Origin of the sequence: Sedimentibacter sp. LTW-03 (assembly GCF_052059825.1) — a bacterium.
GTDB lineage: Bacteria > Bacillota > Clostridia > Tissierellales > Sedimentibacteraceae > Sedimentibacter.
The window spans coordinates 3,273,289-3,285,303 of sequence record NZ_CP197180.1 but is presented as its reverse complement, the minus strand read 5'-3'; the positions used below and the strand labels follow the sequence as shown (position 1 = coordinate 3,285,303).

The window sequence follows — 12,015 nt, the reverse complement described above, 5'->3', positions numbered from 1 at the left end:
AATAAATAATTATTAAAATAAAGTTGATTTCTTATATATAATTTACTATACTAAGGTGGATGTTATAATTGTAACATCGCATATCTTATTTATCAATAAAAACTAAAGGGATGTTACAAAAGGAGTTCTTATGTCACTAGCTTCAAACCTAGAAATTAAGAAAATATCGAAAGAAAGTATTCAAACAGCATTAATACTGCTTCTAAAAGAGAAAAAGTTGGACGATATTACTATAAACAATATTGTTGAAAAAGCAGGCGTATCACGTATGGCTTATTACCGCAACTATAAATCTAAAGAGGATATCCTAATGGATATTTTTGATGATTTTATGACAAAGATAACTAAAATATCTCTTCCCTATATACAAACAAAACAATGGTATGAATATTGGAAGGTTCTATTTGATCATTTTGCAGAGCATGTAGAAAGCGTCAGGTTATTATTTGACTGCAACTATAAGATATTCATTCTGAACTACCTGAATAACTTTTACATTAACAGCATAAAAATCTCTTCGGTTACAGAACGTTACCGTATCTATGGTCTAGTTGGGATGTTCTTTAATATGCTTGTTGAATGGATTGAAACTGATATGTTAATTAGTTCTGAAGAATTAGCGGGAGTGTGCTTTAAATTATTTTATGATCAGTAGAATTTACGCATTAATTTTGCTTTTGCGTAAAGATATGCCCCTTAAAATAATGTGGACGTGGAATAATGATATTAATAACTTATTCTGCTAGATATAGTCATAATGTAAATAATTGTGGCCAGATTCATATTTTTAGTAAAAACAACGCAAACCCTTTAATTCCGCTACATTGAATACCCGCTATGCAAAAAATCTGATAATTGATTTTACTTCTTTTTATCAGATTTTTCTATCTTGAGGGTAACGTCAATGCTAAGAACATTTTTAACTTTTAAAACTAGAGCTGCGCACAGATTAACATTTGTAGTAGTCTTACCCACCCCAACCTTTTGATTAAATATGCTTATTATTTTAGTTGTTTATTTTAGCCTCTTCATTATTATATTCTTTTATTTTGTTATATAATGTTTGCCTTTTTATACCTAAGGTCTTAGCAGTCATTGTTTTGTTTCCATTAAATCTACTTAATGTACTCATTATTATCATCTTTTCATAATCAGACAGTGTTTTTTCTGTTTTTTCTTCCTCTAACTCATTATGTGTAATGCCAGTTATTTCTTTAGGAAGATATTCTCTCATTAAAAATTCCTCTTCCTCAGGTGCAATCAGAACAGCGTGCTCTATTGCGTTTCTTAGCTCCCGGACATTACCCTTCCACTCATACTCTAACAAATATTTTATAGCAACAGGATCAAAATATTTTAATTTTTTATTATATTCCTCAGAAAATTGTGCCATATATAAATCTGCAAGAGAAGGAATATCTTCTTTTCTCTCTCTTAATGGTGGAATTTCAATATTAACTACATTTAATCTATAATACAAATCTTCTCTGAAGGTACCGTTCTTAGCCTCATCAGACAGGTTTTTATTTGTAGCAGCAATAATCCTTACATCTACATTTATACTTTTTTCAGATCCTATTTTATTAACTTGTTTTTCTTGCAGTACTCTTAAAAACTTTACCTGTGCTTGAAAGGGAAGCTCCCCAATTTCATCTAAAAATAAAGTGCCACCATTAGCTAACTCAAATTTACCCTTCTGAAAACGATCAGCACCTGTAAATGAACCCTTTTCAAATCCAAATAGCTCAGACTCAATAAGGTTTTCAGGTATTGCACCACAGTTAATAACAACAAAGCTTTTGTCTCTTCGGCTACTCATATTATGAATTAATTTAGCTATTACTTCTTTACCTACTCCACTTTCACCTGTTACCAAAATGCTTGCTCTGCTATTTGCTACTTTATTTACTATATCAAAAACCCTTTGCATTTTTTCGCTCTTAGCAATAACACCATCATATTCATATTTACTTTCTATTCTTCGTTTTAGGTTTCTGTTTTCCTCTTTTAAACTTCTATGCTCAATAGCTCTTTTTATTGCAAATATAAGCTCATCATTAGAAAATGACTTTTCTATATAATCTATAGCTCCCATTTTCACAACCTTTACTGCTGATTTTACATCTGCATATGCAGATATAAATATTGTTTCTATATACGGGTCAACTTCTAATGCATGTTTCATTAACTCAATGCCATCCATCTTTGGCATTCGTAAATCGGTAATAAGAATATCTATAATATTATTATTTAAAATATCTAAAGCTTCAAATCCATCCATTGCGGTAAAAACATTGTAATTTAAGTCGCTCAATATGACCCTTAGTGTTTCTCTAATAGACTTTTCATCATCAACTATCAATAAATTAGCATTTTTCATAATGTTACTTCCTTTCTTTAACTATAGGTAACATTAATGATACCGTAGTTCCTCTAGATATATCGCTTTCAATAAATATGTCCCCGCCTAATTTTTTTATAATGTTAAAAACAATTGATAAGCCTATACCTGTACCACATTCCTTTGTAGTAAAAAAGGGATCAAAAATGAGGTTAATATCATTTTTAGAGATACCTGTTCCATTATCCTTAATATCTATATAAGCATCGTAGGTTTTTTTATTTATACGAATTTCAATAATTCTTTCTTTATTTTCTTTTATTGATTTTAATGCATCAATTGAATTTAATAACAAATTTATAAATACTTGTTTTAAATTATCCTTGTTATAAGGTAATATAATTTCATCCGAATTATATTCTATGTTTAGCTTTATTTCATTCTTATTAATAGTATATTTTAATAATGTTAATACCTCATCAATAACTTCATCTAAATAGCAGTTTCCTATAGAATAATAGCTATCCTTGCTCATGCTTACAAGTTGATCCGTAACCCTATTTAATCTGTTACTCTCTTCCTTGATAATGTTTAAAAGATTTGATAACTCAGTTCCCTCATTACCATATTTAGACAATAGGTATTCACTAGCATTCCTTATTGGCAATAGTGGATTTCTAATTTCATGAACTAAACCCGCTGTTAACCTCCCTAATGCAGCTAACTTATCTGCCATAACTATCTGCCTTTGAAGTTTTTCTATTTCCGTATTATCTCTAAATATGCAAATGCAGCTTTTTATAGTGTTGTCATAATTATACATAAATGATGTACTAAACCTTATTCTTAAAGTACTTCCATCTTTTCTTACCAAATACCCGGGCTCTTCAAAAAATGTTCTTTGATTATTAAGGCTTAATGCTTTTTCTTTATTTTCCAGTTCAAGCTGTAAAACTTCAATATTTATACCTAATATTTCACCAACGCTGAACCCTGTTATTACTTCTGCTGACTTATTAAAAATAATTATATTACTTGAATTATCAATAACCATAATACCGCTATTAACGTTATCAAGTATTTTGTTTGAAAAATTTTTAGTTTCCTTAATGTTACTATTTAGCTCCAATAATAATGCTGCTTGGGAAGCAATGATATTGATTAATTGAACCTCATAATCAACATATTGATTAGTTTTTGAGCTAGATACACTCAAAATTCCTACGCTTTTATCTCCAACAACTAATGGTACTGCTAAGAACGATCTTATAATGGGATCCTCATTATAATATTGCCTTACCTTTACTTCATTATTTTTAAGAGCATCATTGATAAGTATTGATTTTTTATTTTTTGCAACTAATCCAACTGCCCCCTCACCAATTTTAAAGGGCATTCTTCTTTTTAGTTTTTCTGCATCACTTCCTAGACAAGAAGCTATTTCTAAAGTGTTTTCATTGTCATTTATTCTATATATGACCGCCATATCAAATACAATAAATTTTTTTATAAAATTAAATATAATATCAGATGCAGCTTGAAAATCCTTAACCTTTGAAATTTGATCAAATGTTTCTGATAGTAAATATAAATCAGTACCCTTCGTATTTTTTGCCATTAGTTCATCCCCTTTAACATATGCGAAATTTATTTAACTAAATGCCCCTTTAGAAAGGTCAGTAACTAATCATTTGTGCAACAGTTACTAAAACAACAGCTACAATGCTAAGTATTATATTTAATTTTATTATATGTTTAACCCAAACATTATAAGGAATATCCGCAAAAGTTAAATAGTAAATCATAGCAGGCCATAACATGTTTGTTATGCCATCTCCAAATTGAAAAGCTAATACAGCTGTCTGTCTCGTAACTCCTAATACATCTGATAATGGAATCATAATAGGCATAGTTGCTGCTGCTAATCCACTACTTGATCCGATGAAGAAATTCAATATTGATTGAACAGCAAACATTCCAACTGCAGCTACAGATGAACCCAACACCATTAATGGCTGTGAAAATGAGAATACCAATGTATCCAGTATCATTCCCTCTTCCAATATTAACACAATAGCTCTAGCGAAGCCTACAATTAATGCTCCATATGTTACACCTTTCATACCCTTAGTAAATTCACTGGCAACCTTATTTGGTGTAAACCCTCCTACAAGTCCAGCTAATATACCAACGCCTAAAAATAAAGCTGATAATTCGATTGTATACCATCCGTGTTTTATAACTCCGTATACTAATAATAATAAGCTACCTCCAAATACAAGTAAAACCAGCTTATGTTTTATTGTTAATTCACCAGTGTCTCTAAGTTCAAAATCACTGGAATCTCTTTGACTTTCATAACCATATAAAACACTTTTGGTTGGATCAACCTTTACTTTTTTGGCATAGCTTAAAATAAACCAAATGCCAATTAAAAAAAATACTGCATAACAAAATAAACGATACCCTAAACCTGAAAACATAGGCAGCTCTGCTATACTTTGAGCAACACCAATTGAAAAAGGATTTAAGAATGCACCAGCAAAGCCAATCCATGCTGCAGTTCTTACAACATGAAAGCCAACCATTCTATCATAACCTAAAGCTAGACACATTGATATGCCTAGCGGTATAAATGGAATTGTTTCTTCTGCAAAGCCGAAAACAGCACCTAGCATTGTGAACAAAAATGATATAAATACTAATAACAGTGTATCTTTACCTTTCATTTTATTAACTAAATGCAAAATAGCTGAATCCAGTGCACCAGTGCTTCTAATAACCTCTACGGCTCCAGATATGATAAATATAAATGCTATAATTCCGCCTGAATCTGATATACCCTTTGGAATAGTTTTAAGAGCTCCAAATATACCTACTGACCTATCTTCTATGTATTTGAACGAATCCGGATCTATAACCGTCCTTCCAGATGCAGGGTCTTCTATCCTGTCAAAGCTTCCTGATGGTACAATCCAAGTTAACACCATACTTATAATAATAATTGAAAATATAATTATATATGAATTAGGATTCTTTATACCCTCAATAAAACTACTCTTTTTCTTATTAATCATTACAGCTTCCTCCCTTGTATACTTCAAATAAACTTTCCAAAAATTAATTCAGCTTTTTCAAATCAATTTTCTCCATTTCTTTTAATATTTCAATAATAGTGCCATGTTAATTCTTATAATAGCTATTAATTTTACTTTATTATACCTAATAATTTACAATTCATCAATTTATAACATTACTTAAAATACAATAGACTGTAAATAAATTAGACAATCTTAATATATTTAATAAAAGATTCGTCAAATTAATTGACACTAATGTATAATATATAAAAATATTTGAAATATTAGAAAGTTTATAATAAAAAGAGATACACAATATAAGGATATTATAATAGTTTGTTAAAGTTAGAGGCTAGTTAAACCAGTCTCTAAAAATTTAATAAGTATTCAACTAAAATGGTCCGTATCCTATAAAGTATGCTATTGAAACTGCTATACAAGCTACTACTATTAAAGTAGCTGTTAACTTCCATATATGTTTGAACCAACTACCATATGGTATATCTGCAAATGAAAGTACGTAAATCATATTTGGCCAAATCATGTTGGTTATTCCGCCACCTAATATAAAGGCTAAAATTGTAGTTTGTCTAGTTATTCCTAATATATCGCTTAATGGAATTAAAATAGGAAGAGTAGCTGCTGCTCTACCTGCAGATGAACCAATAAAGAAAGTTATTACACTATAAAGTAAAACCATTCCTATTACTGTAACAACTCCACTTACTTGAGACAATGGTTGAGCTAATGAGTACACTATAGTATCTAATATTTTACCATTTGCTAAAATAATAGCAATTGCACCTGTGAAACCAGCTATTAATGCTCCACTAGTAATCCCAGCCATTCCAGTAGTAAATTCCTTAGCTATAGTGTCTGGCTTATAACCACCAGCGAAACCAGCTACTACACCAGCTATTAATAATACAGCCGCCATTTGATTAGTACCCCAACCAAACCCTTCAATCCCATAAACTGCAATTATTAGACCTAAAGAAAATATTAATAATATAAATTTATGTCTTGTTGTTAAAGGTCCAATATCTTGAATTTTGAACTGAGATTGATCTTCTTTGCTTTCATAATTACATATTACACTATTTTTAGGATCTTCTTTTACTTTCTTAGCGTAATACAGGAAGTATGCGGTGCTTATTGCCATAAATACCACATAGACTCCAGTACGATATCCTAAACCAGACATAATAGGAAGTCCTGCCATCTCTTGAGCTACAGTTACAACATATGGATTTATTGTTGAAGCAGCAAATCCTACCCAAGTAGACGTTCTTACTATGTTAAATCCAACTACTCTATCGTAACCTAGACTGAGTGCCATTGCCACTCCTAGAGGAATAAACGGTATTATCTCTTGAGCAAACCCTAGCAAAGAACCAGCTAGAGAGCATATGATAATAGTTACAATTAATAAAGGTGCATCCTTTCCTTTAAACTTTTCTACTAATGCTAGAAGTCCAGCATCTATTGCACCAGTACTTTTTACTACAGCTGTGGCACCAGCAACAATAAATATAAATGCAATTATACCAGACATGTTTTTTATCCCTAATGGTATAGCTACTACGGCGTCAAAAAGCCCTACAGGTGAACGTTCTATATACTTAAAAGATAAAGGATCCACAACTTCTCTTCCAGTTGCTACATCTTTGACTCTCTCATACTGACCAGCTGGTACTACCCATGTAGCTATAACTGCAAGAAATATTAATAATATTATTATAGTATAACCATTTGGGTTTAAAGGTTTTCTTTTCTTTACTGTTTCATTTCCAGTTTTATTTTTCATATAATGTCTCCCTTTAATAATTTATTTTATTTTTGAATCATTCTTTAGTTTTAGCCGCTTCTATAAACCATTTAAATATTTCTCCAGCAGTTTCATCCTTCCATGATAACTCCTCTGGATGGAATTGAGTTCCTACTAGAAATGGATAACTTGTTGACTCGATACCTTCAATAACATCATCGTTAGTCTTTGCAGAAACAATAAAGTCTTTAGGTAGCTTATCTGCCTTTTGAACATGAAAACTGTTGACATTCCATGTTTCAGCACCTACTATTTCGTATAACTTGCTATCTTTATTAACCTTAACTTCATGCCACGGATCTCCACCATATAAGTTTTGCTTATGACCATCAATAACATCATCAGACAAACTGCCACCGAAAACTTCCAGTATCATTTGAAACCCTCTACAGATTCCTAGTATAGGTATTCTTTTTTCATAAGCTTTCTTCATTAGAGCAGCTTCAAAATCATATCTTATTGGCTGCTGATCTCTCAATGTTGGGAGTCCTTCTTTTGATTTTCTTTTAACGTCCCCTCCTCCTGTAAATAGCAATCCATCAACTACATTCAATATTGAATCTAAATAAGAATCTAAAGAGTCGTCATTATATTCTGGAGCTATTAGTAATGGAACTCCGCCAAATTTAACTATCGCTTGCGAATAAGGACGACCTGCATAATAATAGCCGCCGCCTTCAATAGAATCACCCCAGGTTTCAACGCTCCATGGGCATGTTACTCCAATAACTGGCTTTTTCATTTCGTACCTCTCTTTAATTAAGTGGTAGTGTCAACTAGACACCCCTATTTTTTATGACATTATAGTATAAGCAAAATTTGTGCCAAACCCTATATAAACTTTAGTTATAGCTGAAATCATTGCAGTGTTGGGTAATTTGACTAATATTATAGTTGCTTTTAAAAATATGATTAATAATACTGTCAAATAATTAGGCACCTTAGTAGAATCTTTGGTTTTTGCTGTTAATTATTTTTACACACTTTAATGTTTTGTTCTTTTATCTTATTATAAAATACTTGCCTTTCTATACCTAAGACTTTTTAATTTGTGATAATGTTGATTCAAGCATTAGCTAAAATAACGAGACTTTCTAATGCTAGAACTACAATGGAGTCATACATACATTCATTAGATACCATAGAAAAGAAATCAGCAACTGAATTAGAAAACTTTATTAATGATTTGATGGCGAAATAATAAACGGGCAAATTTATAGCAAGTAAATGCTAAAAATTTGCCCGAGATTATTAATCAATGTAACCATTGAAATTAACGCATATCATGAAACCTTTCTGTATAAATATAAAAGATAATTTATAACAGAATATCAGGAAAATGGGTAGTTTCCAATGTTAAAAAATATTTTTTGCCCCAGATTTGCCCAGAGCACATATCCTAGCCTCTGGACCCATTGGAATTACTGGTTATCAGAAGCACATTCCACATGCGGCGTATTAGGTCATTGAGTAGTATTTTGATTACTTTTAAGTAATTTTACTATATTTACAGTTGTTTTTAAATGTTAATAAACTATTATTTGCCAAAAACTTATTTCAGGCTTTGTAATTATTGAATTTGCTTAACAGAAGCACTATTTCCACATGTTTTGAGTTGCCATTATTGACATCAGGTTTCTTGGAAATATGTCGACCATTTTTTAGGGTTTTCGTGGTATGTGGAAAAATATCAATGGTTTTGAAGTTTTCGAGAACATATCAACATCATTTACTACTTTTATAAATATCAAATCACTATCAAAGTGGAGTGCTTATTTCTCAAAGCACCCCATATCAGAATATAGACGAGGTAACAAATGTCTTCTGCTGGGCGCACGTAAGGAGATACTTTCTTAATAGTATACCTTTGGATTCAAAAGGTATAGAAGTGCCCGGTTTAAAAGGAAATGAGGGCCGGGAATATATAAATAAGCTTTTTAAGATAGAAGATAAAATATCTGGTTTATCTTTGGAGCAAAAGTTCCAGAAGCGTCAAGAAGGTATTTATAGTAATCAGTTCAGAAAGTCACCTGTTTTTCAATTATTATTAGCCCTCTTCAAATATCTCTATAACCTCAAACCCCTCCTCGTTAATGGCATCACATAATTCATCTTCCGTTAATACACCCCGGACATATTCTACAATGATGGATTTTTCCTCTAAATTTAAGATTACCTTATCCACACCGCTCATGCCCTCTAAAATTCGAGATACGGCACTGCCCATTGGCATATTATCCATACCCTCAACAACAATAACCTTTTTCATTTATTTCCTCCTATTCTGCAATCAGTGCATCCACATATTTAACTACATCATTCACTGTCTGGAATGTATGAACATCTTCATCGTGAATTGTCACTTCAAAACGCTTTTCAATTTCGATCATCAGTTTTGCAATATCAATCGGTTCAATATTGTATTCTGGTGTCAATGGTGTTTTTCCACTTAAATCATTTTCGGAAGCACTTATAATCTTGCAGAGCAAAGAAATAATAATATCCAGAGTCATATTCTGATACCTCCTTGAACCAAATAACTTTTTTCACCTGTATAAAACAGATTGAGTCGATGCAGAGCACGGGTGCTGGCGATATACAACAGCTTTTTATCATTGACTGAATGATAATGCTTTTTATCTACACCGTAAATTAGGACAGAATCAAACTCCAATCCTTTTGACATGGTGATAGGGATAATAAACGCTCCTGCTGTATTTAGGTTTTCACCCGAGCGTACCAGATGAAGGCTCAATTTATCTTTTAAACGCATGTAAAGAAATTCTGCTTGCTGTGCATCTTTACATATAATTCCGATAGACCCATAACCTTGGTTTTTGCTGTAAATAACTTCTTCGATAATTTTCTCGTCAAGCAAATCCATTTCAGTAGCTTCAATAACCTGTGGCATATCACCACTGCGATTAAAACTCTCAAATAGAGTACTATCGTCCAAAAACTGCATACTAAATGAAAGTATCTCTTTGGTGCATCGAAAGCTTTTATTCATAACCATTAAGCAGGAACTGCACGGTTGCAAGATCTCCGTGATTCTTTCATACAAGCTCATATTTTCCTTTTTTTCAATTGTTTGATTGATATCACCCAATATGGTATACCGTGCATTTGGAAACAATCGTTTTAAGATCTCAAAATGAAAATCATAGTAGTCTTGTGCTTCATCCACTACGACCTGCCGGATGTTTCTGTAGTTATCATTTGTACTGATCAATAGCTGCAAATAGGTTACAGCCAAAGCATCCTCATTTTGAAGCGTAGATTCTGCGAGCTGTTTCTTTGAGTAAGTCAGTATTTCCTCAATGTTGTTTGGCAATCCAATTTCAGCTGAAAGAGAAAGCAATAAACCATCTGTGTTTATCAATTTTTTGTAAAGCGCAATAGCATCCAATTTGACAAACTCATCAACTTTTTGAGCGAGAAGAGTGCTTTCTTCAATAGACAGCTCTCTTGCATATTCTTCCCAATCAAAAGGATGCTCAGGGTCTTCCCTTGCTTGCCGCAACAGTTTAGGCATCCGATCTTTACGCATCTCATGTATTTTATCAAAGATATACCGGCGCAAATGGCTCAGTTTTACCGCTAGACTAATATTTCTATTCATTTGCAGCAGACGTTCTTTTAAATGCTGCCCTGTAAAAACTATTTTTCCATCATACTCAATATCGGGAAAGACGATATGAGATGTTGACAGGCTATCTACATATCTGTTTATTATTCTGACAAAGGCTCTGGACATTTTGAATTCCATTGATTGCTTTTGCAGAGCTTTCGCAGCAGATGATGTGAAGGAAATCAGCATTTCGGTTTGGTTGTAGCGGGACTGAAATGCTGGCTTATCCGGCAGACTATTCGTTACCAAATCATCAAACACAACAGATTTCACTTCATCCTCACCCAGCTCCGGCAAAACATCGGAAATATATTGTTCAAATAGAGTGTTAGGGGATAGAATAATAATATCTTTCAGTCGGCTTGAAAGACCCTGATATTTGAGGTAAGCCACACGATGCAAAGCAATGGAGGTTTTACCGCTTCCGGCAATGCCTTGCACCATAAGCAAGTCGTGAGACACATCTCGGATGGCAATATCCTGATCTTTTTGGATAGTTTCTACAATGGTTTTCATTTTGCTGGATGTGTTTTCAGAGAGCATTTTACGTAAAAACTCATCTGCAATCTGAACATCGGCATCAAAAAAGTACTCAAAGACTCCTTTTTTTATTTCATATTGCCGTTTCAGCCCAATATCTCCGGTAATGCGGCCACCCGGTGCATCATAATATGCATTTCCGGTTTCAAAACGGTAAAACAGGCTTGCAATAGGAGAACGCCAATCATAGATGATAATTCTTTTCTCCTGATCATTAAATAATGTCCCTCTGCCAATGTAGATTTTTTCGTACTGTTCTTTACTTACAGAGCAAAAATCAATCCGGGCAAAATAGGCCGATTGCAATAATCGCTCCAGCAGCTGTACTTTTTTTGCACTGGATTCTATTGCCAAAGTATTGCTGGCAAGTGGTTGATAAAATTGGCTTAACTGAGCCGCTCCATCAAAATCATCTGCGGAATGGGAGGCATTCTCCCACATTTCTCGGTTTGTTTCTCTTAAGGCTTCTATGCTTTTGGAGTTGACTTTTTTAGCATCCTCCAATTGTTCGTGAATGACATCAAGAATCTCATTGTAATGAGCAAGTTCAATTTTAAATTCCTGTTCATAGTTTTCCAAGTAAACACCTCATTTC

At 32.7% G+C, this 12,015-nt stretch carries 10 protein-coding genes and 1 pseudogene; 2 read left to right on the top strand and 9 right to left on the bottom strand.

All coding sequences use genetic code 11. The features are described 5' to 3' along the window. Window positions 1-130 precede the first annotated feature (130 nt). Window positions 131-655 carry a TetR/AcrR family transcriptional regulator gene (locus ACS3UD_RS15970; RefSeq protein ID WP_308138665.1) on the top strand — a complete coding sequence of 175 codons (525 nt, stop codon included), beginning with the start codon at window positions 131-133 and terminating at the stop codon, window positions 653-655. A gap of 242 nt (window positions 656-897) precedes the next feature. Here ACS3UD_RS15970 and ACS3UD_RS15965 read toward each other — a convergent pair. The 6 genes and pseudogenes from ACS3UD_RS15965 to ACS3UD_RS15940 all read right to left on the bottom strand — a co-directional run. Next, window positions 898-1,005: pseudogene (locus ACS3UD_RS15965) on the bottom strand (ParA family protein); the annotation flags it as partial. A gap of 1 nt (window position 1,006) precedes the next feature. After that, a complete protein-coding gene (locus tag ACS3UD_RS15960; protein WP_308138666.1) occupies window positions 1,007-2,380 on the bottom strand; it encodes a sigma-54-dependent transcriptional regulator in 1,374 nt (457 codons plus the stop codon). A 4-nt stretch (window positions 2,381-2,384) separates the two neighbouring features. Continuing rightward, a complete protein-coding gene (locus ACS3UD_RS15955) occupies window positions 2,385-3,959 on the bottom strand; it encodes a GAF domain-containing sensor histidine kinase (protein WP_308138667.1) in 1,575 nt (524 codons plus the stop codon). Between the two features lie 58 nt (window positions 3,960-4,017). After that, complete coding sequence (locus tag ACS3UD_RS15950; RefSeq protein WP_308138668.1) at window positions 4,018-5,418, bottom strand: YfcC family protein; 1,401 nt, start codon at window positions 5,416-5,418, stop codon at window positions 4,018-4,020. Window positions 5,419-5,812: 394 nt separating this feature from the next. Then, the gene (locus ACS3UD_RS15945; protein WP_308138669.1) at window positions 5,813-7,228 is read right to left on the bottom strand and encodes a YfcC family protein; all 1,416 of its coding nucleotides are present in this window, start codon (window positions 7,226-7,228) and stop codon (window positions 5,813-5,815) included. Window positions 7,229-7,265: 37 nt separating this feature from the next. Further along, the gene (locus tag ACS3UD_RS15940) at window positions 7,266-7,991 is read right to left on the bottom strand and encodes a gamma-glutamyl-gamma-aminobutyrate hydrolase family protein (protein ID WP_308138670.1); all 726 of its coding nucleotides are present in this window, start codon (window positions 7,989-7,991) and stop codon (window positions 7,266-7,268) included. A gap of 1,026 nt (window positions 7,992-9,017) precedes the next feature. Between ACS3UD_RS15940 and ACS3UD_RS15935 the strand changes: the two genes are divergently transcribed. Then, window positions 9,018-9,356, top strand: a complete 339-nt coding sequence (locus tag ACS3UD_RS15935) for an IS66 family transposase (RefSeq protein WP_308138671.1) — start codon at window positions 9,018-9,020, stop codon at window positions 9,354-9,356. Here the strand turns inward: ACS3UD_RS15935 and ACS3UD_RS15930 are convergent. Genes ACS3UD_RS15930 through ACS3UD_RS15920 form a run of 3 tightly spaced genes read right to left on the bottom strand, consistent with a single transcriptional unit; the run spans window position 9,297 to window position 11,999 of the window. After that, window positions 9,297-9,518 carry a heavy-metal-associated domain-containing protein gene (locus tag ACS3UD_RS15930; RefSeq protein WP_308138672.1) on the bottom strand — a complete coding sequence of 74 codons (222 nt, stop codon included), beginning with the start codon at window positions 9,516-9,518 and terminating at the stop codon, window positions 9,297-9,299. The genes ACS3UD_RS15935 and ACS3UD_RS15930 overlap by 60 nt on opposite strands. 10 nt (window positions 9,519-9,528) lie before the next feature. Continuing rightward, the gene (locus tag ACS3UD_RS15925) at window positions 9,529-9,762 is read right to left on the bottom strand and encodes an acyl carrier protein (RefSeq protein ID WP_308138673.1); all 234 of its coding nucleotides are present in this window, start codon (window positions 9,760-9,762) and stop codon (window positions 9,529-9,531) included. Next, the gene (locus ACS3UD_RS15920) at window positions 9,759-11,999 is read right to left on the bottom strand and encodes a HelD family protein (protein ID WP_308138674.1); all 2,241 of its coding nucleotides are present in this window, start codon (window positions 11,997-11,999) and stop codon (window positions 9,759-9,761) included. The genes ACS3UD_RS15925 and ACS3UD_RS15920 overlap by 4 nt, the downstream gene beginning before the upstream one ends. Window positions 12,000-12,015: the final 16 nt, after the last annotated feature.

What these genes read in the sequence shown, in the direction of transcription:
- ACS3UD_RS15970 (WP_308138665.1), top strand. Translation starts at nt 131, where the DNA reads ATGTCACTAGCTTCAAACCTAGAAATTAAGAAAATATCGAAAGAAAGT.
- ACS3UD_RS15960 (WP_308138666.1), bottom strand. Translation starts at nt 2,380, where the DNA reads ATGAAAAATGCTAATTTATTGATAGTTGATGATGAAAAGTCTATTAGA.
- ACS3UD_RS15955 (WP_308138667.1), bottom strand. Translation starts at nt 3,959, where the DNA reads ATGGCAAAAAATACGAAGGGTACTGATTTATATTTACTATCAGAAACA.
- ACS3UD_RS15950 (WP_308138668.1), bottom strand. Translation starts at nt 5,418, where the DNA reads ATGATTAATAAGAAAAAGAGTAGTTTTATTGAGGGTATAAAGAATCCT.
- ACS3UD_RS15945 (WP_308138669.1), bottom strand. Translation starts at nt 7,228, where the DNA reads ATGAAAAATAAAACTGGAAATGAAACAGTAAAGAAAAGAAAACCTTTA.
- ACS3UD_RS15940 (WP_308138670.1), bottom strand. Translation starts at nt 7,991, where the DNA reads ATGAAAAAGCCAGTTATTGGAGTAACATGCCCATGGAGCGTTGAAACC.
- ACS3UD_RS15930 (WP_308138672.1), bottom strand. Translation starts at nt 9,518, where the DNA reads ATGAAAAAGGTTATTGTTGTTGAGGGTATGGATAATATGCCAATGGGC.
- ACS3UD_RS15925 (WP_308138673.1), bottom strand. Translation starts at nt 9,762, where the DNA reads ATGACTCTGGATATTATTATTTCTTTGCTCTGCAAGATTATAAGTGCT.